Source organism: Mycobacterium sp., assembly GCF_044223235.1.
In the GTDB taxonomy this organism is placed as follows: domain Bacteria; phylum Actinomycetota; class Actinomycetes; order Mycobacteriales; family Mycobacteriaceae; genus Mycobacterium.
This window is the reverse complement of the sequence record NZ_JBGAME010000001.1, coordinates 115,332-137,705: the sequence shown is the minus strand read 5'-3', so window position 1 is coordinate 137,705 and position 22,374 is coordinate 115,332. Positions and strand designations below refer to the sequence as shown.

Sequence of the window (22,374 nt, the reverse complement as noted above, 5' to 3'; positions counted from 1 at the left end):
GGAGGATCATCGGGTGAATGGCTGCACCAGATCCCACGTTTTACCGTAGTCCCAACGCCGCCGTCGCCGCATCGCCCGAGCAGCTCGCCTACGTCGCCGCGTACGACCCCGCCGGCCACGTCAACGACGCGCTCGCCGTCCTGGACTGCGACCCCGATTCGGCGAGCTATGGGCGGGTGGTCGGCTGGACGGAACTGCCGACGGCCGGTAACGAATTGCACCACTTCGGATGGAATGCGTGCTCGAGCGCACTGTGCCACGAGGGTCACGAGGGTCACGAGGGTCATGAGGACCAGCTTGAGCGCCGGTTTCTGGTGGTACCCGGGCTGCGCTCGTCGACCACCTACATCCTCGACACCCGGCCCGATCCCCGAAATCCGAAGCTGGCTCACGTCATCGGCGCCGACGAGCTGGCGGCCAAGGCGGGATATTCCCGCCCGCACACCGTGCACTGCGGACCGGGCGGCATCTTCATGTCGGCACTGGGCGGCGTCAACGGTGATGACGGACCCGGCGGGATCGCGTTGATCGACCACAGCACGTTCGAGGTGATCGAACCCTGGGAGCGTGACCGCGGCGCCCAGTTCTTCGCCTACGACGTGTGGTGGCACCTGCGCTACGACACGGTGGTCACCTCGGAATGGGCCTCGCCGTCGATGATCGAGAACGGCCTCGACCCGGCGGATCTGCTCGGCCGCCGATTCGGCCACCATCTCAACTTCTGGAGCATGTCGCAGCGCAAGCTGACCCAGCGCATCGACCTGGGCGACGAACACCAGATGGTGCTGGAACTGCGGCCCGCCCACGATCCGACCAAGCCGTGGGGTTTCGCCGGCGTGGTGATCAGCGTCGAGGATCTCTCGGCGTCGATCTGGCTGTGGCAGCGCGACGGCGACCGCTGGACGGTGGACAAGGTGATCACCATCCCAGCCGAACCCGCCGCCGCCGAAGCCCTGCCGCCCGCGCTGCAACCGTTCGGTGCGGTGCCACCGCTGGTCACCGACATCGACCTGACCGTCGATGACCGATGGCTCTACGTATCCTGTTGGGGCACAGGACAACTGCACCAGTATGACGTCAGCGATCCGTCGCGTCCGAGGTTGACGGCGTCGGTCTCGCTTGGCGGGGTGACGCGCCGGGCGGCGCATCCCGCCGCGCCGGACCAACCGCTGTCCGGCGGGCCGCAAATGGTGGAGATCAGCCGGGACGGACGCCGCGTCTACCTGACCAACTCGCTCTATTCGGCCTGGGACGACGTCTTCTATCCCGACGGTGTCGGGGCGTGGATGGCCAAACTCGACGCCGACACGGTGGCGGGCGGCCTCGTCCCCGATATCGGGTTCTTCCCGCACGGTGACGAATTCCGCGGCCTGCGGGTGCACCAGACGCGGCTGCAAGGCGGGGACGCCTCCAGCGACTCGTACTGCTTCGCCGACTAGGGCGCGATTTTGGCGCGGTTATCGACGCCCAGCGTCTATAACCGCGCCCAAATCGCTACCGGGACAGCTCGAACAGCGGGATGATCCGACTGGTGTCGGCCTGGTACTCGCCGAATACCGGCGCCGCAGCGGTCACCTTCGGCCACAACACGTCGCGCTCGTCTCGCGGCAGTTCGCGCGCGACGACGTCGTATGCTTCGGTCCCGATCTCGATCTTGGCCCGTGGGTTGGCGCGCAGATTGTGCACCCACGCCGGGGCCTTCGGGGCGCCCGCATATGAACCGACGATCAGCATCTTTCCGTCGATGTTCAGATAGGCCAGGGGCGACAACCGGGGCTCACCGGACTTCGCGCCGAGGGTGTGCAGCAGCAACAGCTGGCCGCCGGCGAACGGACCGCCGACCTTTCCCTCGTTCGCGCGGAACTCCCCCACGACGTTGTCGTTGAACGACAGGGTCGCCGCGGGATCCTGCCACAGCCTGGCTTTGTCCGAATTCGTCATACTCCTTGGATGTTCTTCGGCTTGGCGTCTATTCCCGACTCCTTGCGCTGCTGCGCGGTGATCGGTGCGGGCGCGTCGGTCAGCGGGTCGACGCCGCCTCCGGTCTTGGGGAACGCGATGACCTCGCGGATGGAGTCCTCCCCGGCCAGCAGCGCGGTGATGCGATCCCAACCGAAGGCGATGCCGCCGTGCGGCGGCGCCCCGAAGGTGAAGGCGTCCAACAGAAATCCGAATTTCGCCTCGGCTTCATCCTTGTCGATGCCCATCACCGCGAACACCTTCTCCTGCACGTCGCGGCGGTGGATACGGATCGACCCGCCACCGATCTCATTGCCGTTGCACACCACGTCGTAAGCGTCGGCCAGCACGCTGCCGGGATCGATGTCGATCAAGTCCTCGAACTGCGGCTTGGGCGCGGTGAACGCGTGATGCACCGCCGTCCAGGCACCCGACCCGACGGCCACGTCACCGGCCGCGGTGGCGTCGCCTGCCGGCTCGAACAGCGGCGGGTCGACGACCCAGGTGAATGCCCACGCGTTCGGATCGATGAGATCGAGCCGCTTGGCCACCTCGATGCGAGTGGCCCCCAGCAGGGCCCGCGCCGTCTTGGCCGCACCCGCCGAGAAGAAGACACAGTCCCCGGGTGCGGCACCTACGTGCGCCGCCAGCCCGTCGCGTTCGGCGTCGGACAGGTTCTTGGCGACCGGACCGCCCAGCGTCCCGTCCTCGTTGACCAGCACATACGCGAGGCCCCGGTGGCCGCGCTGTTTGGCGAAGTCCTGCCAGCCGTCCAGCGTGCGGCGGGGTTGCGACGCCCCACCGGGCATCACCACCGCACCGACGTACGCGGCCTGGAACACCCGGAACGGCGTGTCGGCGAAGTACTTCGTGCATTCGACCAGCTCCAGGCCGAACCGCAGGTCGGGCTTGTCGGAGCCGAACCGGCTCATCGCGTCGGCGTAGGTCATGCGCGGCAGTGGGGTGGGCAGGTCATAGCCGACGAGCTTCCACAGGGCGGCCAGGACCTTCTCCGACACGGCGATGACATCCTCGGAGTCGACGAAGCTCATCTCCATGTCGAGCTGGGTGAACTCGGGCTGGCGGTCGGCGCGGAAGTCTTCGTCGCGGTAGCACCGAGCGATCTGGTAATAGCGTTCCATGCCTGCCACCATCAGCAGTTGCTTGAACAACTGCGGGCTTTGCGGCAACGCGTAGAACGAACCCGGCTGCAAGCGGGCTGGCACCAGAAAGTCGCGGGCGCCCTCCGGCGTCGAGCGGGTCAGCGTCGGGGTCTCGATCTCGACGAAATCATCGGCGGTCAGCACCCCGCGGGCGGCGGCGTTGACCTTGGAGCGCAGCCGGATGGCCCGGCCCGGGGAGTCGCGGCGCAGGTCGAGGTAGCGGTATTTGAGGCGGGCCTCCTCGCCGGGAGCCTCGTCAAGCTGGAACGGCAGCGGCGCGCTCTCCCCCAGCACCGTCAGAGACGTTGCGTTGACCTCGATCTCGCCGGTCGCGATCTCCGCGTTGGCGTTGCCCTCCGGGCGGATCTCGACGACACCGTCGACGGCGACGCAGAACTCCGCGCGCAGCCGGTGCGCCTGGGCCAGGACGTCACCCTCGCGGAAGACGACCTGGCTGACGCCCGAAGCGTCGCGCAGGTCGATGAAGATGACACCGCCGTGGTCACGGCGACGCGCCACCCAGCCCCCCAGGGTCACCTTCTGGCCGGCATCGGCGGGCCGCAACGTTCCGGCGGCATGACTGCGCAGCACGAATACTCCTTGGGAAACACCCGACAACAGGACTGCCACAGTGTAGTGGGGCCGGTTCGCCGCCAGATCCGACCGCCGGACCGGTCAGTAGATGCCGGTCCAGGCAACGCGCCTGGCCCCGTCCGGATCGTCGACGACGACATCGCGGGTGGTCCTGATGACCCGGGTGCGACGGTGTTCGACGTCGTAGCGCGGCCACTCGCTGCTCCACGCCTGCCCCGGCGGTGCCCCGGCGCCCGCGCTGGCCGCGAAGTCGACCCAGGATCGCTGCATGCGCCTGCCCACGCCGGGCTGCACCCGCCGCCCCAGCGGATGCAACTTGCGCCCCAGATAGGACGAATAGCTGTGCTGAACGTGCACGATCTCGCTGCCGTGCGTGGCGCCGAGGCCGAGCGCCCGCAGGGTGAAGGTGGTGTGGTCGAACCGGTAGGCGTAGGTCGGGGCGTGCGCGCTGTAGGCGTCGTTGAACGCCCAGGTCGGGGCCCCGAACATGACGTCGGACCCAAACGCGATCAGCGCGCGCCTGCGCGGGTGGTCCGGGTAGGCGGCAAGCAACCGGTCCATGGCCTGCGGCGCGGTGCGCTCCAGATAGGCCTCGACAGCGGCCGGGGTCGTGGGCAGCATCGGCGGCTTACCCCACGCGAACATCGACGCCTCGTGGCTGTTGGTGCCGACGATCAGCGGAACCCTGGACACCGCGCCCGCACGGGCGGCCTCGATCGGGTGACGGGGCAGCAGCTCGACCCCATAAGTCAATCCGTACGCCAATGTCGGCGTCTCCGTGGCACTCTGCACCTGCAGCATCCCCGCGGCGCGGCGCAGCCGCCGCTGGGGCAGTGACCTCACCTCCTCGGCGCCGACACCGAGCAGGTCGAGGAAGCGCCTGGACCGCTCGGCGCGGGTCGCGCGGTCCGCGATCAGCGGCAGCGCCGGGCTCTGCGCGATCGCCCCGGCAAACAGGCCGTCGGCGGCCGGGCTGGCCAGCAGGGCCAGCACCGAGGTGGCGCCCGCCGACTCCCCGAACACCGTCACCCGATCCGGGTCCCCGCCGAATGCGGCGACGTTGTCGCTCACCCAGCGCAGCGCGGCGATCTGGTCGCGCAGGGACAAGTTGTCGTCGAAACCCTCGCCGAGGTCACCGAGTTCGAAACCGCCGAACACGCCGAGCCGGTACGTGACGTTGACGACGACGACGTTGCCGTTGCGCGCCAGCCGCGAGCCGTTGTACAGCTGCAGCTGCCCGGCCCCATAGACGAACGCACCGCCCGGGATCCACACCATGACGGGAAGGGCCGCATCGGGGTTCGCCGCCGGCGACCACACCGTCAACGTCAGGCACGCCTCGTCGCGGTTCTTGGGGTCGTCCCTGCCGCCGCCCACGAACGACTTTCCCTGCGGGGGCAGCGGGCCGTGCTCGACCGCGTCACGCACCCCCGCCCACGGCTCCAGGGGCGCCGGTGCGCGGAAGCGACGCTCGCCGAGGGGTTGCTGGGCGTAGCCGACACCCCGCCACACCCCGACGCCGTGCTCCGTGGTGCCACGCAGCCGACCCAGCGACGTGTGCGCGGTCGCCGAAAAGTCGCTGACGACGGACACGCCTGAATCGTAGTGTGGGAAGCTTGAAACGGGCGGAAGACCAGCCTGGCCAGCGAACAACGGGAGTGGTGCGATGACCTTCAACGAAGGTATGCAGATCGACACGAGCACCACCTCGACCAGCGGGGGCCGCGGCGGCGGTGGCCGCATCGCCATCGGCGGCGGCATCGGTGGTCTGCTGATTCTCGTCGTCGCGCTCTTCCTCGGAGTCGATCCCGGCTCGATGCTCTCCGAGCAACAGGAGATCGGCAGCACCGAGGGTGTCGAATCACCCGGCTTCGATCTGAGCCAGTGCAAGACCGGCGAGGACGCCAACCGCATCGTGCAGTGCCGAGTGGTGGCCACCGGCAACTCCGTCGACGGTGTGTGGGAACAGCTGATGCAGGGCTACACCCGCCCCTACGTCCGGCTGTTCACCGGGCAGGTGGACACCGGCTGCGGACCTGCGACCAGCGATGTGGGGCCGTTCTACTGCCCCGTCGACAAGACCGCCTACTTCGATACCGACTTCTTCCAGGTGCTCGTCGACCAGTTCGGCTCCAGCGGAGGGCCATTGGCCCAGGAGTACGTGGTCGCCCACGAGTTCGGCCACCACGTCCAGAACCTGCAGGGGATCCTCGGCCGCGCCCAGCGTGATCCGCAGGGCGCCCAGGGCGCCGGTGTGCGCACCGAGCTTCAGGCCGACTGCTACGCGGGCGTGTGGGCGCACTACGCGTCGATCACCAAGCAGGAGAGCACCGGTGTGCCGTTCCTGGAACCGTTGAGCGACAAGGATATCGCCGATGCGCTCTCGGCCGCGTCGTCCGTAGGCGACGACCGCATCCAGGCCGCGGCAACCGGCCGGGTAAACCCCGAGTCATGGACCCACGGATCCTCCGAGCAGCGGCAGAAGTGGTTCACGATCGGCTATCAGACCGGCGATCCCAACAAGTGCGACACGTTCGCCACCAACAACCTCGGCTAGCCCGGCATTGGTCGACACCCTCAGCACCCCCAGACCTGCAAGTCCCGTCGACGACGTAGCCGACCGCTACCTGGACGCGTTCGCGGCGCTGGATCCTTGTGCGGCAACCCAGTTGGGAATCACCGGCCACGGCACGGACAGCCACGACGACGTGACCGACTACTCACCCGAGGGCGTGGCCGCCCGCGCCGAGGCGGCCAGGGCGTCGTTGCGCGAACTCGGCGCGGTGGACGCCGTCGACGACGTCGATCGGGTGACCGTCGCCGCCCTGCGGGAGCGGCTGACCACGACGCTGGACCTGCACGCGGCCGGCCTGGATGTCGGCGAGCTCAACGTGATCGCCTCTCCGCTGCAGACCATGCGCGATGTCTTCGACCTGATGGGCACCGACACCGACGAGGACTGGGCGGTGATCGGCCGTCGCCTGGCGAAGGTGCCCGCCGGGGCGGCCGGCTACGCCGAGGCGCTGCGGGCCAGAACCGCCGCGGGGCATCCACCCGCCATCCGTCAGGTCCGCAGTTGCATCGCGCAGGCCGAGCAGTACCAGCAACTGTTCATCGACATGGTCGCCGAAGCGGCACCGCACAACCCGGCGTTGCACGCCGAGGTGCGGCGGCAGGCCGAGGCGGCCGCGCTGGGCTACGCCGACCTCGCCCGAATGCTGCGCGATGAGATCGCCCCGCGGGCCGTCCACCGCGACGCCTGCGGACGCGACGCCTACCGCGTGTTGTCCGCGTCCTTCCTCGGCGCCACGATCGACATGGACGAGACCTACGAGTGGGGCATGCGACAGCTCGAATCCATTGTCGCCGAACAGGAACAACTCGCAGAACGGCTGTATCCAGGCGCGTCGGTGCGGGAGGCGATGCGCCGGCTCGACGAGGACCCCCGCTACCTCGCACACGGCACCGAAGCGCTGCAGGCCTGGATGCAGGACCTGTCGGACCGCGCGGTGGATTCGTTGGCCGACAAGCACTTCGACATCGCCGAGCCGCTGCGGCGCCTGGAATGCCGGATTGCGCCGACCCACACCGGCGGCATCTACTACACCGGCCCGTCGGAGGACCTGACCCGGCCCGGCCGGATGTGGTGGTCGGTCCCGCCGGGTGTCGACGCCTTCCACACCTGGCAGGAGACGACGACGGTCTTCCACGAGGGCGTCCCCGGTCACCACCTGCAGATCGGCAGAGCGGTGGTGCTCGCCGAACGGCTCAACCGGTGGCGACGCCTGGGCTGCTGGGTGTCCGGGCACGGCGAGGGGTGGGCGCTGTACGCCGAACGCCTGATGGCCGACCTCGGCTGGCTCGACGATCCGGGTAACCGCATGGGAATGCTTGATGCGCAACGGTTCCGGGCGGCACGGGTGGTCATCGACATCGGGGTGCACTGCGGGCTGGCAGCGCCCGACGGCGGCATCTGGGACGCCGAACGGGCCTGGGATTTCCTGCGGGCCCACTGCGCGCAGCCCGAGGAGACGCTGGAGTTCGAACTGAACCGGTACCTGGGCTGGCCTGGCCAGGCGCCGTCGTACGCGATCGGCCAGCGGATCTGGCAGCGGCTGCGTGACGAACTGCTCGATCGGGGCGTGTCGCTGAAGGAGTTCCACAGCCGCGCATTGGATCTGGGCGGACTGCCGCTCGACGTGCTCGGCAGCGCGCTGCTGGACTGACGCCTGCCGCTCCCGCGAATGTACGGTTGTTCGCGGCGTTTCTCGCGGAATGTGTACAACAACCGTACATTCCGAGCCGCTCAGAACAGCGTCGCCTGCGTGGCCGCGGGTTGTGACGCCGCGACGACGGTCTCGCGCCGCGGGGATCGTCCGGCCAAACCGTGCCGCGCCACGAGCGGGGCGACCCGGGCGTGCAGCATCGCGCGGTAGTCCGCGGGCAGATACGCGCCGCGCCGGTACAACCGGCGGTACTCCCCCTCCAATTCGGGATGCGAGCGCGCCAGCCACTCCATGAACCAGCCGCGGGTGGAGCCGCGCAGATGCAGGCCGAATACCGTCACCCCGGTGGCGCCCGCGTCGGCGATGCGACGGAGCAGATCGTCGAGGTGCTCGACGGAATCCGTCAGCCGCGGCAGCACCGGCGCGACCATGACGTGGCAGTCCAGGCCCGCGTCCCTGATCGCGGCGATCAGCGAAAGCCTGGCCTGCGGCGACGGTGTGCCCGGCTCGAGGTCGCGGTGCAGCGCCGGATCCCCCACCGCCAGTGACACGGCGACGCTGACGGAGACCCGGCCCGCGGCATCGGCGATCAGCGGCAGATCCCGGCGCAGCAGTGTGCCCTTGGTGAGGATGGAGAACGGGGTGCCCGAATCGGCAAGCGCGGCGATGATGCCGGGCATCAGCGCGTAGCGGCCCTCGGCGCGTTGGTAGGGATCGGTGTTGGTGCCCAGCGCGACGGTCTCACGGGTCCACGACGGCCTGCGCAGCTCGCGCCGCAACACCTCGGCCACATTGGTTTTCACCACGACCTGAGTGTCGAAGTCGGTGCCGCAGTCGAATTCGAGGTACTCGTGTGTGGGCCGCGCGAAGCAGTACCGACACGCGTGTGAACAGCCGCGGTAGCCGTTGACGGTGTACCGGAACGGCAGCATCGCCGGAGCCGGCCGGCCGGCGACATCGGACCGAGGATCCGGCACCTTGTTCAGCGCCGACTTGCACAGCACCTCGTGGAAGGTGATGCCGTCGAATTGCGGCGTGCGCACGCTGCGCACCAGACCGATGCGCAGCAAGCCCGGCAGTGCGCCGTCGTCAACACCCACCCGCTGATCGTCCCACCGCACACCGCTATTCGAACGTCTGTTCTATGCACTTGTCAAGGGGCCGCTCCCGGGACCCCGTTGACTCGTCCGCCCGCGGACTACCGTTGACTCGTCCGCCCGCGGACTACCGTTGACTCGTCCGCCCGCGGACTACCAGGGCTTCAGCTGACACTGCAGGTTGTACGGTGCGTCCTGCTGCACGACCACCTGATTGTCGACGGCGATCTCACAGTGCGGATTGGGAGCCGCCTGACCTCCGCGGGTCGTGCTGCTCACGGTCAGGATCGCCCACTGCGGGTCGGCCAGCGTGGTCTCGAATACCCACGGCACCCCGGGTGCGAGAGTCACCGATTCCTTCTTCAGGAAAGCGTACGGATCGGCGTCGTACGCCTCCTTGCTGGGCGGTTGCGCCGTCAGGTAGTAGAGGTCGAACGGCGCGGGGCCCGCCGACGTCAGCGTGTACCGGACCTGATGACCCTCCGGCTGCGCGCCCGCGATGCCAGGGGAGACCGCCAAACCGGCGGCCGCCACACACAGAATCGCCCCGACCCGTGCTGTCGCATTTCGCATGCCTGTCACATCGACGGACGCTACCCGATCGTTACATGACGGTCCGTCGTTCCCGCTCAGCAGAATCGGCCCAGAACGGTGAATGGCAGGGGAAGCCAATGCCAGCTACAGGTTAATTTGTTCGTCACACACAGACATTCCACAGAAACACGTGCGCTCTAACGTGCCGATTCGACACCGCAAGGCGTCTTCTTCCTTTCGCGCTTCCCACCCGCTGACCCTGCGGCAATTAGCGCTGCTGACATGACGAAAGGTTGTTCATGCGACTACCAGGACGCTCGTCCTTCACCAAGTCGGCACTGGCAGCGGGCAGCGTGCTCACCGCAACCAGCCTGATGCTCGCCGGCTGCGGCAGCAAGGCCACAGAAACCGAAGCGGCAAACACCGAGTCGTGCGTCGACACCTCCGCTGACACCATCAAGGTCGGCTCCTTGAACTCGCTGTCGGGCACCATGGCCATCTCCGAGGTGACCGTCCGCGACGCCATCAAGCTCGCGGTCGACGAGATCAACGCGGCGGGCGGCGTCCTGGACAAGCAGATTCAGCTCGTCGGCGAGGACGGCGCGTCCGATCCGGCCGTGTTCGCGCAGAAGGCCGAGAAGCTGATCAAGGACGACTGTGTGGCCGCGGTGTTCGGCGGCTGGACGTCGTCGAGCCGCAAGGCGATGCTGCCGGTGTTCGAGAGCAACAACTCGCTGCTGTACTACCCCGTGCAGTACGAGGGCCTGGAGGCCTCACCGAACATCTTCTACACCGGCGCCACCACCAACCAGCAGATCGTGCCCGCGCTGGACTACCTCAAGGAGAAGGGCGTCACGTCGCTATACCTGGTGGGCAGCGACTACGTGTTCCCCCAGACCGCCAACCGCATCATCAAGGCGTACGCGGCGGCCAACGGGATCGAGATCAAGGGTGAGGATTACACCCCGCTGGGTTCCACCGACTTCTCCACCATCGTCAACAAGGTCCGCGCCTCCAACGCGGGCGCGGTGTTCAACACCCTCAACGGCGACTCCAACGTGGCCTTCTTCAAGGAGTACACGAATGCCGGCCTGACCCCGCAGACGATGCCGGTGGTTTCGGTGTCGATCGCCGAGGAAGAAGTCACCGGTATCGGCGCGCAGAACATCGAGGGTCAGCTGACCGCCTGGAACTACTACCAGACGGTGGACAACCCGGTGAACCACGCCTTCGTCAAGGCGTACAAGGACAAGTACGGCCAGAACAAGCCCACCTCCGACCCCATGGAGGCCGCGTACGTCTCGGTCTACCTGTGGAAGAACACCGTCGAGAAGGCGAATGCGTTCGACACCAAAGCGATCCAGGACAACGCGGGTGGGGTCACCTTCGACGCCCCCGAGGGCCTCGTCACGATCGACGGCGAGAACCACCACATCACCAAGACCGCGCGCATCGGCGAGATCCATCCCGACGGGCTGATCTACACGATCTGGGAGTCGCCCGGGCCGATCGAGCCGGATCCCTATCTGAAGTCGTACCCATGGGCCGCTGGACTCTCGGGCTGACGGGAGCGAGCGAAGCGACGGGGAATTAACGCCGCATGGATGTCCTGATCGGACAGCTGGCAACGGGATTGAGCGTCGGCTCAATCCTGTTGCTGGCGGCGCTGGGGCTGGCGCTGACCTTCGGCCAGATGGGCGTCATCAACATGGCGCACGGCGAGTTCATCATGGCCGGCTGCTACACGGCATACGTGGTCCAGCAGGTCATCTCCAGCGCCGGTGCGTCCCTGCTGATCTCGCTTGCGGTCGGGTTCCTGGTGGGCGGCCTGCTCGGCGTCCTCCTCGAGACCACACTGATCCGGCGCATGTACGACCGGCCGCTGGACACCCTGCTGGTGACGTTCGGCGTCGGGCTGATTCTTCAGCAGGTGGCCCGCGACATCTTCGGCGCACCCGCGGTCAATGTGGCCGCGCCGTCGTGGTTGTCAGGCGGAGTGGAGATCCTGGGCGCCGTCGTGCCCAAGACGCGCATCTTCATCCTGCTCCTGGCCATCGTATGCGTGACGGTCCTTGCCGTCGTGCTCAAGTCGAGCCCGATGGGACGACGCATCCGCGCGGTGGTGCAGAACCGCGATCTCGCTGAGACGAGCGGTATCTCGTCCCGCAAGACGGACATCACCACGTTCTTCATCGGGTCGGGGCTGGCCAGTGTGGCCGGCGTCGCACTGACCTTGATCGGTTCAACGAGCCCCACCACCGGGCAGGCCTATCTCATCGACGCCTTCCTGGTCGTCGTGGTCGGCGGGTTGGGCCAGATAAAGGGCACGGTGATCGCCGCGTTCGCGCTCGGGCTGCTCAACTCGTTCATCGAGTACAGCACCACCGCGTCGCTGGCCAAGGTGATCGTGTTCGTGATCATCGTTGTGTTCCTCCAGGTGCGTCCGCAGGGGTTGTTCACCGTGCGGACAAGGAGTCTCGTATGACGACACCGCGGACGCGAGGAGCAATTTCAACCCCGCGGACGCGAGGAGCAAATTCAACCCCGCGGACGCGAGGAGCAATTTCAACCCCGCGGACGCGAGGAGCAATTTCAACCCCGCGGACGCGAGGAGCAAATTCAACCCGCGGACGCGAGGAGCATCGATGAAAGCGTTCGTCGGACGCTGGCAGACCTGGGCGGGATTCGCCGTCGCCGCGGTACTGCTGTTCGGGGTGGCACCGGCAGCGCTGAGCAGCTTCCGGCTCGGTCTGCTCGGCCAGTACCTGTGTTACGCGATCGTCGCCGCCGGGATCGGATTGGCTTGGGGCCGTGGCGGTATGCTCACCCTCGGCCAGGGCGTGTTCTTCGGGCTCGGGGCCTACATGATGGGCATGCACCTGAAGATCGCCGACGCCGAGATCCGCAAGCAGGCCGTGCCCGACTTCATGCAGATCGCTGGTATCCCCGATCTGCCCGGCTACTGGACGCCGTTCGCCTCGCCGGCCTTCACGCTGTTCGCGATCGTCGTCATCCCCACCGCCGTTGCCGCGATTCTCGGCCTGGGCGTCTTCAAGCGCCGGGTCAAGGGCGCCTACTTCGCCATCCTGTCCCAGGCGCTGGCCGCGGCCATGGCCATCCTGCTCGTCGGCCAGGCCACGCTCGGTGGAAGCAACGGGCTCAACGGATTCCGCACGTTCTTCGGGTTCGCCCTGTCCGATCCGGTGAACCGGCAGATGCTGTATTTCATCGCCGCGGCCACGCTGCTGGTCGTCGTCGCGATCACCCGCCAGCTCATGCAGAGCCGCTACGGTGAACTTCTGGTCGCGGTGCGCGACGGCGAGGAGCGGGTGCGCTTCCTGGGCTACGATCCGGCCAACATCAAGGTCGTCGCCTACACCGCGGCGGCGTTGTTCGCCAGCATCGCCGGCGCGCTGTTCGCCCCGATCATCGGGTTCATCACGCCCGCCCAGGTGGGCATCCTGCCGTCTATCGCATTCCTCATCGGCGTCGCGATCGGCGGCCGCACCACGCTGCTGGGACCGGTACTTGGCGCGATCGGCGTCGCATGGGCGCAAACGCTGTTCTCCGAACGATTCCCGTCGGAGTGGATCTACGCGCAGGGCCTGCTGTTCATCGTCGTCGTCGGCTTCTTCCCTGCCGGGCTTGCGGGCCTCGGCGTGCTGCTGCGCCGTCGGCGGCGACGTCCCGACCCTTCGCCGGATCCCGATCCGCAACCGGAGGAGCAGAAGGTGGGTGCGAGCGCGTGACCGACGTCGCGAAGGAGCCGGTCGCCGGCGGCAACGTCGGCATGGGCACCGAGTATCTCGAAGTGCGCGGATTGACCGTCGATTTCGACGGCTTCAAGGCCGTCAGCGACGTCGACCTGACCTTGTTTCAGGGTGACCTGAGGTTCCTGATCGGGCCCAACGGCGCGGGCAAGACCACGGTCATCGATGCGATCACCGGGCTTGTCTCGGCATCCGGATCGGTCAGCAAGTCCGGCGTCGAGTTGCTCGGCAAGAAGGTGCACCAGATCGCCCGGCACGGAGTGGGACGGACGTTCCAGACCGCGAGCGTGTTCGAGCAGCTCACCGTGCTGCAGAACCTCGATATCGCCGCAGGGGCGGGCCGGTCGTGGTGGACGCTGCTGCGCCGCCGCTCGGCTGTGCTGCCCGCCATCGAGGAGGCCCTGGACATCATCGGGCTGACCGATCTGGCCGAGAAACCGGCCGGCGTGCTTGCGCATGGCCAGAAGCAGTGGCTGGAGATCGGCATGCTGCTGGTGCAGAACGCCGACGTGCTGCTGCTCGACGAACCCGTCGCCGGCATGAGCCACGAGGAACGCGAGGAGACGGGGAACCTGCTGCGCCGCATCGGCGGTGAACGCACGGTCGTGGTCGTCGAGCACGACATGGACTTCATGCGCGCGTTCGCCACCTCGGTGACCGTCCTGGCCCGCGGGCAGGTGATCGCCGAAGGTTCGGTGGCCGAGGTCCAGGCCAACCCGAAGGTGCAGGAGGTCTATCTGGGGACGGCGGCGGCGGGCTCGGAGGGTCTGGATGCTGCGCCCTCCGAGCTCATCGAGGAGAGGTCATAGTGCTCCAGCTGGCCGACGTACACACCGGCTACGGCCGGTCCGAGGTTATCCACGGCGTCAGCATCGAGGTCCCCACCGATGGGGTGGCGGCCGTGATGGGGCACAACGGGGCGGGCAAGACGACCCTGCTCCGGGCCGCCGTCGGGCTGCTCAAATGCACCGCGGGCAAGGTGCTGCTGGACGGTGACGATGTCACCAAGCTGCGCCCCAGCGCGCGGGTGGCGCGCGGCCTGGCGTACGTGCCACAGGGTCAGCAGTCGTTCGGTCAGCTGACCACCGCCGAGAACCTCCAAGTAGTCGCCGACGGCCGCAAGAACGGCAAGCAGCTCCTCGATGAGCAGCTCGACCTGTTCCCCGCACTCAAGGAGCTGCTCACGCGCCGCGCCGGGCTTCTCTCCGGCGGGCAGCGCCAGCAGCTGGCGATCGCCCGCGCGCTGATCACCAGCCCCAAGATCCTCATCCTCGATGAGCCCACCGAGGGAATCCAGCCCTCGGTGGTGGCCGAGATCGAGGCAGCCATCACGGCACTGACCGCCCGTGGCGACCTCGGCGTGCTCCTCGTCGAGCAGCACATCGGCTTTGCCCTCGAATCCTCGCAGCAGTACTACATCCTGGAGTCCGGGCGCGTGACGTCGAGCGGCACCGGTGGGTCGTCCTCGGAGGCCGACGTGCGCGCCGCGATGGCCATTTAGCGTTGCCATCGGACACTGGCAAATCGGGAGCATCGCCGCGAAGGGATGCCGTGTGCGCGCCAGCAAAGGGGTGCGGTCGACGAACACCATATCGCGCGGACTCTGGCAAACTTCGCCAGCCTCAGCGGCGGCACCACGAAGCCCGGCAAACATACTGATCGCTGCGAATTACCCACGAAGTACTTGCTAGTTGTCGCCGCAAGCGGCCCCGCGCGGGTGAGAACATCGCCGGACGGGCGAAAAGAAATTGACGCCAACTGAAATCTCGGCAATCACTGGCCATGGCCAACGCGCAGTGCTACGTTCCGTCACAGCGATCCAAAACCAGGCCAACCCGCGTGTTCTCAGCAAATCGCAAGGTGCACGTGCAGATTTGTCGTGCCTGGGCCGGATCCTGGGGAGGCAGGATGTCGGATCTGTTGAACGACTACAGCAGCGCGGCGGGCACACAGATGTTCGCCGGGACCTCCGGACTGGGTATCAGGAGGCGGACTCCGCGATCGGTGTCGTCATGGAAATCGCTTCCCGCCGACACGCCACCCGAGTCCGCAACGCCGGTCACCTCGGCGCAGCAGAGCTACCTCGACACGATCACCGCGCATTACAGCGGGCCGCGGCCCGCCGGCCAGGTGCGGTGGATCAAGTCGGCGGAATCGGCGACCGTCACCCTCATCGTCCGGTGCTCGTGTGGCGCCTGCAACATCCAGCAGGTCCTCGACGGGATGCCTGCCGAAGTGGATGAGGTGCTCCTGGTGGGCGGTTGCTTCGGCTCCGCCCCGGTGGGCCGCAGCGGGTCCACGGACGTCCGCACGATCAACCATCTGGGCGCCGATCGCGGCGCGCGGGGTGCGCTGGCAGCCGCGACCGGTGACATCATCGTGATGGTCGACACCGACGGCGGCATCGATCCGCGGGGAATCCGGCACCTGCTGCATTACCTCGGGAACGGATACGACTTCGTCAAGGGCTCCCGATTCATCTGCGGCGGCCGGTCATCCGGTCACACCGGCCTGCGCAGGGTCGGGACCCGTTGCCTGCTCGCCGTTTTCCATCGGATGTACGGGATCAGGATCAGCGACCTGTGCTACCTGGCGTGTGCGTTCCGGCGCCGCGACCTCGAGCGCCTCGGGATTCCGCATTCGGGCTCCGACGCAGGCGCCGAACTGACTCTGCGGGCGGTGCGGTCGGGACTGCGGATCGCCGAGGTGCCGATGGTGGAACTGTCCGGCAGGACGCGTAAGCCGAACCGCCGGGCCCTTCGTGACGGGATACGCGTGCTGCGGATGATCGTGCGCGGCCGACCCTCGGAGCGTGGCAACCGGGCCGACGTCAGCGAAGCCGCGTAAGCACCTCGGCGGCCACGTCCCCGGCGGCGACGTCGATCTGTCCGCCGGTGGCGAGATCCTTGACGCCGACCGTGCCCGCCTCGATGTCACGATCGCCCGCGACGAGCGCGAGCCTGGCGCCGGAGCGGTCCGCGGCGCGCATCGCGCCCTTCACACCGCGATCGCCGTAGGCCAGGTCCACCCGCACACCCGACGCCCGCAGCTGGGCGGCCAGCACCGCGAGCCGGATCTTCGCCTGCTCACCCAGCGGCACCGCGAACACTTCGACGCGCGCGGTGTCCCCCGGGGTCTTGCCTTCGGCCTTCAGCGCCAGCACGGTGCGGTCGACGCCGAGGCCGAACCCGATGCCGGACAAGTCCTTTCCGCCGAGCTGCGCCATGAGCCCGTCGTAGCGACCGCCGCCGCCGATGCCGGACTGTGCGCCGAGCCCGTCGTGCACGAACTCGAAAGTGGTCTTGGTGTAGTAATCCAGCCCCCGCACCATACGCGGGTTGATCACGTACGGCACGCCGAGCGCATCGAGGTGGGCCAGCACGGTGTCGAAGTGCTGCTTGGCGGCATCCGACAGGTGGTCGAGCATGACCGGCGCCGACGCCGTCATCTCCCGGATGTGCGGACGCTTGTCGTCAAGCACCCGCAGCGGGTTGATCTGTGCGCGCCGCCGCGTTTCCTCGTCCAGATCCAGCGCGAACAGGAACTCCTGCAGCAGGTCGCGGTACTGGGGACGGCAGCTGTCGTCGCCCAGCGAGGTGATCTCCAGCCGGAAGCCGTCCAGGCCCAGCGAGCGGAAACCGGCGTCGGCGACGGCGATCACCTCGGCGTCGAGCGCCGGGTCGTCGACCCCGATGGCCTCCACACCGACCTGCTGCAGCTGGCGGTAGCGGCCGGCCTGGGGCCGCTCGTAGCGGAAGAAGGGTCCCGAATAGCACAGTTTCACCGGCAACGGGCCGCGGTCCAGGCCGTGCTCTATCACCGCGCGCATCACCCCGGCGGTGCCCTCGGGGCGAAGCGTCACCGAGCGCTCACCCCGGTCGGCGAATGTATACATCTCCTTGGTGACGACGTCGGTCGACTCCCCGACACCGCGCGCGAACAGCGCCGTGTCCTCGAAGATGGGCAGCTCGATGTCGGCGTAACCCGCGCGCCGGGCCGCCGCGAGCAGGCCGTCGCGAACCGCGACGAACTGCGCCGACTCCGGCGGAAGGTAGTCGGGAACGCCCTTGGGCGCCTGGAAAGCATCCGTCACAGCGTCAAACCTTCGAGAAACGGGTTGGTGCGGCGTTCGAGGCCGATGGTGGACCGTTCGCCGTGCCCCGGCAGTACCACGGTGCCGTCATCGAGCACCAACAGTTTTGTCACGATCGAGCCGAGCAGGTCGCGGCCACTGCCTCCGGGCAGGTCCGTGCGTCCGACGGAGCCGCGGAACAGCGTGTCGCCGGTCAGAGCCAGCCCCGCCTCATCGTCGGCGACCCGGAAAACGACCGACCCCTGCGTGTGACCGGGGGTGTGGTCCACCGTGACGGCCACCCCGGCCAGGTCGAGGGTGATGCCGTCGGTGTCCAGCTCGACGAGCTGTTTGGGTTCACGGAACATCGCGCCGAGCAGCACCTGGCCCAGCCGGGGCCCGATGCCGTTGATCGGGTCGGTCAGCATGAACCGGTCGGCGGGGTGGATGTACACCGGGCAGCCGTACATGTCGGCCACCTTCTGCGCCGACCAGATGTGGTCGATGTGGCCGTGGGTGAGCAGCACCGCCGCAGGGGTCAACCGATGTTCGTCGAGGATGCGCCGCAGAGGCGTGGCCGCGCGCTGGCCCGGATCGACGACGATGGCGTCGGCGCCGGGGTGCGGGGCCAGCACGTAGCAGTTGCACTGCAGCATGCCCGCAGGGAAACCCGTGATCAACACGCACCCAGTTTTCCATCCCCGCTCGCGTGGGGTCGTTGGGGCCACACTCAGCAACGCCTGGCACACTCGTTGCGGATCATCGTCAACGACGATCCTTAGACAGGGAGGGACAGCGGCGGTGCCGACCAACGAACAACGGCGTGCGACGGCCAAGCGCAAACTCGAGCGTCAGCTGGAGCGCAGAGAGGCGAAGGAGCGCAGGCGCCGTCTCTACACGATCGTCGGGTCGGCGCTGGCCGGCGTCGTCGTGATCGGAGCGGTCGTCGCCACCGTGGTGTTGACAAGGGACGATTCCAGGGACGATTCCAGCGCGTCGGCGGCTACCTCCGCCTCCTCCGCCACCGAGACCACGACACCACCGCCGCCAGGCGACGGCCAGCTGCCGCCGTTCGTCGCGCCCGCCAACCTCGGCGCCGACTGTCAGTATCCGTCCGCGGCGGCGGCCAGCAAACAGGTCAAACCGCCGCGCACCGGTACGGTTCCGACGGAGCCGGCACAGGTCAGCGCCAGCATGGCCACCGACCAGGGCAACATCGGGTTGCAGCTGGACAATGCGAAGTCGCCATGCACCGTCAACAGCTTCGCCAGCCTGGCGCAGCAGGGCTACTTCAACGACACCCCGTGCCACCGGCTCACCACCAGCGAAGGTTTGTCGGTGCTGCAGTGCGGCGATCCGACCGGCAAGGGCACCGGCGGGCCCGGATATCAGTTCGCCAACGAGTACCCCACCGACCAGTACCAGCCCGGCGACCCGGCCCTGCAGCAACCGGTGGTGTACCCGCGGGGCACGCTGGCCATGGCGAATGCCGGCCCCGGTACCAATGGCAGTCAGTTCTTCCTGGTGTACAAGGATTCGCAGCTGCCGCCGAACTACACGGTGTTCGGCACCATCGACGACACTGGCCTGGCCACACTGGACAAGATCGCAGGGGCAGGCGTGACCGGTGGCGGGCAGGACGGCGCGCCGGCCACCGCAGTGAAGATCAAGTCGATTCAGCTGGACTAGCCGAGAATCCCGGACCCAGTCCCCCGGCCAGAACCCGGCCGAACAGACGCAAACTGCCCGAAATCGCCCAATTCTTGGGCTCTTTTGCGTCTGCTCGGCGGATGGGCGTGGGTCCGCCGAACCCGCGCGTCCGGCTGCTAGCGTGCCCGGGTATGCCCCTGGAGAGCGACCTGTATCGACCGGTCAAGGTTCTCCTCGAGGCCCAGGGCTACACCGTCAAGGGTGAGGTACGAGGCTGCGATGTGGTCGGGGTGCGCGGCGCCGAACCGCCCGTGGTGGTCGAACTCAAGACGTCCTTCTCGCTGGCGCTCGTCCTGCAGGGCATCGACCGGCTGTGCCTGACCGACGCGGTCTACCTCGGCGTCGGCCGAATCCCCACCAAGATCAACGACATTCGCAAGCTGTGCCGCCGGCTCGGGCTCGGCCTGATCGTCGTTGGCGACGGCAGGGCCCATGTCGTGGTCGATCCGCTGCCTTACGCCCCGCGCAAGGACAAGCGCGAGATCGGTCGCCTGCTCGGCGAACACGCCCGTCGCGTCGGCGATCCGATCATGGGTGGGTCGACAACCCGGGTGCCGATGCTGACCGCGTATCGGCAGGAGGCGCTGCGCTGTGCGGAACTGCTGCTCGAAGGTCCTATGCGACTGGCCGATATGCGGGCCGCGGCGGATGTGCCCAATGCGGCGAAAATCCTGCAGCGCGACTACTACGGCTGGTTCGAGCGGGTGGGCCGCGGGACGTATGCGATCACCTCGAGGGGCCGCACCGGCCTCGCCCGCTTCCAAGGGCCATAGTCCGCGAGGTTGCGGCCGCGCAGCGAAGGTGCGAGAAGTGGCCTGCCAGAATGCAGTTTCGTGAGCTGTGTCTGTGATCTATGCCGCGGACGTGACGCGGTAGACGTCGTAGACGCCCTCGACGTTACGCACCACGCTGAGCAGGTGCCCGAGGTGCTTGGGGTCGCCCATCTCGAAGGTGAACCGGCTGATCGCGACACGGTCGTTGGAGGTCGTCACGGACGCGGAAAGGATGTTCACCTTCTCATCGGCGAGCACCCGCGTCACGTCGGAGAGCAGCCGGTGCCGATCCAGCGCCTCGACCTGGATGGCGACGAGGAACACCGATGACGGTGACGGCGCCCACTCGACGTCGATGATGCGCTCCGACTGTTGTTGCAGCGACGCGGCATTCGTGCAGTCCGTGCGGTGCACGCTGACCCCGCCGCCGCGGGTGACAAACCCCATGATGTTGTCGCCGGGCACCGGCGTACAGCACTTCGCCAGCTTCGTCAGGACGCCGGGTGCACCGGGCACCGCGACGCCGGTGTCGTCGGTGCTGCGCTGACGCACCGGCATGTTCGCCGGTGTGGACCGCTCGGCGAGTTCGTCCTCGGCGGCGTCGTCCCCACCCAGCTGGGCCAACAGCCGCTGCACCACGTGGCGCGCCGAGACGTGGCCCTCCCCCACCGCGGTATACAGTGCGGAGACGTCTACGTACCGCAGTTCACGCGCCAGCGCCCCCATCGAGTCGGCATTCATCAAGCGCTGCAACGGAAGTCCACCGCGGCGGACCTCGCGGGCGATCGCGTCCTTACCTGCCTCGAGCGCCTCCTCGCGGCGCTCCTTGGCGAACCACTGCCGGATCTTGGCCTTGGCGCGCGGCGACACCACGAAGCTCTGCCAGTCCCGCGACGGGCCTGCGTTGGGGGCCTTGGACGTGAAGATCTCCACGACCTCGCCGTTCTCGAGCTTGCGCTCCAGCGCCACCAGCCGGCCATTGACCCTCGCGCCGATGCAGCGGTGGCCGACCTCGGTGTGCACCGCATAGGCGAAGTCCACCGGGGTGGATCCGGCGGGCAGCGTGATCACGTCACCCTTCGGGGTGAACACGAAGATCTCCTGCACCGCGAGGTCGTAGCGCAGCGACTCGAGGAACTCACCGGGATCGGCGGCCTCCCGCTGCCAGTCGAGCAGTTGCCGCATCCAGGCCATGTCGTCGAGTTCGGCGGCGCTATGGTTGGGCGGAACTCCGTTGCGGCCCTTGGCTTCCTTGTAACGCCAGTGCGCCGCGATCCCATACTCGGCGGTGCGGTGCATATCGTAGGTGCGGATCTGCACCTCCAGCGGCTTGCCCTCAGGCCCGACGACGGTGGTGTGCAACGACTGGTAGACGCCGTAGCGCGGCTGGGCGATGTAGTCCTTGAACCGGCCCGCCATCGGCTGCCACAGCGAGTGCACCACGCCCACAGCGGCATAACAGTCGCGGATCTCGTCGCAGAGGATCCGCACACCGACCAGGTCGTGGATGTCGTCGAAATCGCGGCCCTTGACGATCATCTTCTGATAGATCGACCAGTAGTGCTTGGGCCTGCCCTCGACGGTGGCGTTGATCCGCATGCCGGACAGCGCCGCATTGATCTCGGCACGCACCTTGGCCAGATAGGTGTCGCGCGACGGTGCGCGGTCGGCGACCAGCCGCACGATCTCCTCGTACTTCTTCGGATGCAGGATCGCGAACGACAGGTCCTCGAGTTCCCACTTGACCGTGGCCATACCCAGCCGATGTGCAAGCGGCGCAATCACTTCCAGCGTTTCGCGGGCTTTGCGGGCCTGCTTCTCCGGCGGCAGGAAGCGCATTGTCCGCATGTTGTGCAGCCGGTCGGCGACCTTGATCACCAGCACGCGGGGATCGCGGGCCATGGCGATGATCATCTTGCGGATCGTCTCGCCCTCGGCCGCGGTGCCCAGCACCACCTTGTCCAGTTTGGTCACGCCGTCGACGAGGTGACCTACCTCGCTGCCGAAGTCGGCCGTCAACTCCTCCAGCGCGTAGCCGGTGTCCTCCACGGTGTCGTGCAGCAGCGCGGCCACCAGCGTGGTGGTGTCCATGCCGAGTTCGGCCAGGATGTTGGCCACCGCCAGCGGGTGGGTGATGTAGGGGTCCCCGGACCGTCGCAGCTGGGTGGCGTGGCGCTGTTCGGCGACCTCGAAGGCCCGCTGCAACAGGGTCAGGTCGGCCTTCGGATAGAACTCGCGATGCACCGCGACGAGCGGCTCGAGCACCGGGTTGATGGCGCTGCGCTGCGCGGTGATGCGACGGGCCAGCCGCGCCCGCACCCGCCTGGACGCGCTGGATGCCTTGGGGATTTCCAGCGCACCGGTGTCGGATGTCTGAGGTGGCGTCTGCACCGTGGGTCCGCCGCCTGATTCGCTGCCCTGCTCAAAGGCCATCTGCCACCTCCTCGGTTACCCGTGCCCACGCATGTCCCAGAGT

19 protein-coding genes are annotated in these 22,374 nt (G+C 67.8%); 11 read left to right on the top strand and 8 right to left on the bottom strand.

Annotation, left to right across the window (positions count from 1 at the left end):
* Nucleotides 1–17 precede the first annotated feature (17 nt).
* Nucleotides 18–1,439 carry a selenium-binding protein SBP56-related protein gene (locus ADBZ6K_RS00630; RefSeq protein WP_526343897.1) on the top strand — a complete coding sequence of 474 codons (1,422 nt, stop codon included), beginning with the start codon at nucleotides 18–20 and terminating at the stop codon, nucleotides 1,437–1,439.
* Nucleotides 1,440–1,494: 55 nt separating this feature from the next.
* On the opposite strand, the gene ADBZ6K_RS00625 is transcribed toward ADBZ6K_RS00630, so the two are convergent.
* The 3 genes from ADBZ6K_RS00625 to ADBZ6K_RS00615 form a co-directional block, all read right to left on the bottom strand.
* Nucleotides 1,495–1,941, bottom strand: a complete 447-nt coding sequence (locus ADBZ6K_RS00625) for a nitroreductase family deazaflavin-dependent oxidoreductase (protein WP_526343896.1) — start codon at nucleotides 1,939–1,941, stop codon at nucleotides 1,495–1,497.
* Entirely contained in the window at nucleotides 1,938–3,713 is a 1,776-nt protein-coding gene (gene aspS / locus ADBZ6K_RS00620) for an aspartate--tRNA ligase (RefSeq protein WP_526343895.1), read from the bottom strand. The genes ADBZ6K_RS00625 and aspS overlap by 4 nt, the downstream gene beginning before the upstream one ends.
* Nucleotides 3,714–3,797: 84 nt before the next feature.
* Nucleotides 3,798–5,309 (bottom strand): carboxylesterase/lipase family protein, encoded by a 1,512-nt coding sequence (locus tag ADBZ6K_RS00615; protein ID WP_526343894.1) that lies wholly within the window; start codon nucleotides 5,307–5,309, stop codon nucleotides 3,798–3,800.
* Nucleotides 5,310–5,382: 73 nt separating this feature from the next.
* Here ADBZ6K_RS00615 and ypfJ point away from each other — a divergent pair, with 73 nt between their 5' ends.
* A complete protein-coding gene (gene ypfJ / locus ADBZ6K_RS00610; RefSeq protein ID WP_526343893.1) occupies nucleotides 5,383–6,273 on the top strand; it encodes a KPN_02809 family neutral zinc metallopeptidase in 891 nt (296 codons plus the stop codon).
* 7 nt (nucleotides 6,274–6,280) lie between these two features.
* Nucleotides 6,281–7,942: a DUF885 domain-containing protein gene (locus ADBZ6K_RS00605; protein ID WP_526343892.1), complete on the top strand. Its 1,662-nt coding sequence runs from the start codon at nucleotides 6,281–6,283 to the stop codon at nucleotides 7,940–7,942.
* 80 nt (nucleotides 7,943–8,022) lie between these two features.
* Here ADBZ6K_RS00605 and ADBZ6K_RS00600 read toward each other — a convergent pair whose 3' ends face one another.
* Nucleotides 8,023–9,063 (bottom strand): Rv2578c family radical SAM protein, encoded by a 1,041-nt coding sequence (locus ADBZ6K_RS00600; protein ID WP_526343891.1) that lies wholly within the window; start codon nucleotides 9,061–9,063, stop codon nucleotides 8,023–8,025.
* Nucleotides 9,064–9,192: 129 nt separating this feature from the next.
* Nucleotides 9,193–9,612, bottom strand: coding sequence for an Rv2576c family protein (locus ADBZ6K_RS00595; protein WP_526343890.1), 420 nt, complete (start codon nucleotides 9,610–9,612; stop codon nucleotides 9,193–9,195).
* Between the two features lie 260 nt (nucleotides 9,613–9,872).
* Here ADBZ6K_RS00595 and urtA point away from each other — a divergent pair, with 260 nt between their 5' ends.
* From urtA to ADBZ6K_RS00565, 6 genes are all read left to right on the top strand, one after another.
* A complete protein-coding gene (gene urtA / locus ADBZ6K_RS00590) occupies nucleotides 9,873–11,138 on the top strand; it encodes an urea ABC transporter substrate-binding protein (protein WP_526343889.1) in 1,266 nt (421 codons plus the stop codon).
* 35 nt (nucleotides 11,139–11,173) lie between these two features.
* On the top strand, nucleotides 11,174–12,058 hold the full coding sequence (urtB, locus tag ADBZ6K_RS00585; protein ID WP_526343888.1) for an urea ABC transporter permease subunit UrtB: 885 nt from the start codon (nucleotides 11,174–11,176) through the stop codon (nucleotides 12,056–12,058).
* 160 nt (nucleotides 12,059–12,218) lie between these two features.
* Nucleotides 12,219–13,322, top strand: a complete 1,104-nt coding sequence (gene urtC / locus ADBZ6K_RS00580) for an urea ABC transporter permease subunit UrtC (protein ID WP_526343887.1) — start codon at nucleotides 12,219–12,221, stop codon at nucleotides 13,320–13,322.
* Nucleotides 13,323–13,363: 41 nt separating this feature from the next.
* A complete protein-coding gene (gene urtD, locus ADBZ6K_RS00575) occupies nucleotides 13,364–14,152 on the top strand; it encodes an urea ABC transporter ATP-binding protein UrtD (RefSeq protein WP_526344327.1) in 789 nt (262 codons plus the stop codon).
* Nucleotides 14,152–14,844: an urea ABC transporter ATP-binding subunit UrtE gene (gene urtE / locus ADBZ6K_RS00570; RefSeq protein ID WP_526343886.1), complete on the top strand. Its 693-nt coding sequence runs from the start codon at nucleotides 14,152–14,154 to the stop codon at nucleotides 14,842–14,844. The genes urtD and urtE overlap by 1 nt, the downstream gene beginning before the upstream one ends.
* Nucleotides 14,845–15,251: 407 nt before the next feature.
* The gene (locus tag ADBZ6K_RS00565) at nucleotides 15,252–16,190 is read left to right on the top strand and encodes a glycosyltransferase (protein WP_526343885.1); all 939 of its coding nucleotides are present in this window, start codon (nucleotides 15,252–15,254) and stop codon (nucleotides 16,188–16,190) included.
* On the opposite strand, the gene hisS is transcribed toward ADBZ6K_RS00565, so the two are convergent.
* Both hisS and ADBZ6K_RS00555 read right to left on the bottom strand, forming a co-directional pair.
* Nucleotides 16,174–17,436: a histidine--tRNA ligase gene (gene hisS / locus ADBZ6K_RS00560; protein ID WP_526343884.1), complete on the bottom strand. Its 1,263-nt coding sequence runs from the start codon at nucleotides 17,434–17,436 to the stop codon at nucleotides 16,174–16,176. The two genes, ADBZ6K_RS00565 and hisS, sit on opposite strands and share 17 nt — an antisense overlap.
* Nucleotides 17,433–18,098, bottom strand: coding sequence for an MBL fold metallo-hydrolase (locus ADBZ6K_RS00555; protein WP_526343883.1), 666 nt, complete (start codon nucleotides 18,096–18,098; stop codon nucleotides 17,433–17,435). The genes hisS and ADBZ6K_RS00555 overlap by 4 nt, the downstream gene beginning before the upstream one ends.
* Before the next feature lie 118 nt (nucleotides 18,099–18,216).
* On the opposite strand from ADBZ6K_RS00555, the gene ADBZ6K_RS00550 reads away from it, so the two are divergent.
* Together ADBZ6K_RS00550 and ADBZ6K_RS00545 are read left to right on the top strand one after the other, a co-directional pair.
* The gene (locus tag ADBZ6K_RS00550) at nucleotides 18,217–19,104 is read left to right on the top strand and encodes a peptidylprolyl isomerase (protein WP_526343882.1); all 888 of its coding nucleotides are present in this window, start codon (nucleotides 18,217–18,219) and stop codon (nucleotides 19,102–19,104) included.
* A 152-nt stretch (nucleotides 19,105–19,256) separates the two neighbouring features.
* Complete coding sequence (locus tag ADBZ6K_RS00545; RefSeq protein WP_526343881.1) at nucleotides 19,257–19,898, top strand: DUF2161 domain-containing phosphodiesterase; 642 nt, start codon at nucleotides 19,257–19,259, stop codon at nucleotides 19,896–19,898.
* Between the two features lie 78 nt (nucleotides 19,899–19,976).
* Here the strand turns inward: ADBZ6K_RS00545 and ADBZ6K_RS00540 are convergent, their stop codons facing one another.
* Nucleotides 19,977–22,331 carry a RelA/SpoT family protein gene (locus ADBZ6K_RS00540; RefSeq protein ID WP_526343880.1) on the bottom strand — a complete coding sequence of 785 codons (2,355 nt, stop codon included), beginning with the start codon at nucleotides 22,329–22,331 and terminating at the stop codon, nucleotides 19,977–19,979.
* Between the last annotated feature and the right edge of the window lie 43 nt (nucleotides 22,332–22,374).

Excerpts from the sequence above, each read along its gene's own strand:
- ADBZ6K_RS00630 (WP_526343897.1), top strand. The coding sequence starts at position 18 with ATGGCTGCACCAGATCCCACGTTTTACCGTAGTCCCAACGCCGCCGTC.
- ADBZ6K_RS00625 (WP_526343896.1), bottom strand. The coding sequence starts at position 1,941 with ATGACGAATTCGGACAAAGCCAGGCTGTGGCAGGATCCCGCGGCGACC.
- ypfJ (WP_526343893.1), top strand. The coding sequence starts at position 5,383 with ATGACCTTCAACGAAGGTATGCAGATCGACACGAGCACCACCTCGACC.
- ADBZ6K_RS00595 (WP_526343890.1), bottom strand. The coding sequence starts at position 9,612 with ATGCGAAATGCGACAGCACGGGTCGGGGCGATTCTGTGTGTGGCGGCC.
- urtA (WP_526343889.1), top strand. The coding sequence starts at position 9,873 with ATGCGACTACCAGGACGCTCGTCCTTCACCAAGTCGGCACTGGCAGCG.
- urtB (WP_526343888.1), top strand. The coding sequence starts at position 11,174 with ATGGATGTCCTGATCGGACAGCTGGCAACGGGATTGAGCGTCGGCTCA.
- urtC (WP_526343887.1), top strand. The coding sequence starts at position 12,219 with ATGAAAGCGTTCGTCGGACGCTGGCAGACCTGGGCGGGATTCGCCGTC.
- urtD (WP_526344327.1), top strand. The coding sequence starts at position 13,364 with ATGGGCACCGAGTATCTCGAAGTGCGCGGATTGACCGTCGATTTCGAC.
- ADBZ6K_RS00565 (WP_526343885.1), top strand. The coding sequence starts at position 15,252 with ATGTCGGATCTGTTGAACGACTACAGCAGCGCGGCGGGCACACAGATG.
- ADBZ6K_RS00545 (WP_526343881.1), top strand. The coding sequence starts at position 19,257 with ATGCCCCTGGAGAGCGACCTGTATCGACCGGTCAAGGTTCTCCTCGAG.
- ADBZ6K_RS00540 (WP_526343880.1), bottom strand. The coding sequence starts at position 22,331 with ATGGCCTTTGAGCAGGGCAGCGAATCAGGCGGCGGACCCACGGTGCAG.